Consider the following 255-nt stretch of genomic DNA (forward strand, 5'->3'; position numbering starts at 1 on the left):
CGCCGGCCGGTACTGTAATAGGCTGATCATTTTCATCAACCAGGGTAACTGTATAGGTTACCTGACCACCGTCTTCACCAATGCTGTCGACGTTCTGCGTTAACCGCACATATACCGTGTCTTCTGTGCCCGGTGGGTTGTCGCTGCCGGTCTGGTCCGTGATGGTGGTTTCGACACTGTTGTTGGTGCCCGCCACAATCGCTTCGAACGCGTCATTGGTGTCTGTGATGGTTCCCAGGCTGACGGTGAAGTCTT

The 255-nt window shown here is 54.5% G+C and carries 1 protein-coding gene; it reads right to left on the reverse strand.

Features of this window, described 5'->3' with window-relative positions; translation table 11 throughout:
- Positions 1 to 255 (reverse strand): hypothetical protein (locus JYB63_RS23145; protein ID WP_205660255.1); only part of this gene is annotated, 255 nt, incomplete at both ends.

Origin of the sequence: Aliamphritea spongicola (genome assembly GCF_017051665.1) — a bacterium.
Classification (GTDB): Bacteria; Pseudomonadota; Gammaproteobacteria; order Pseudomonadales; family Balneatricaceae; genus Amphritea; species Amphritea spongicola.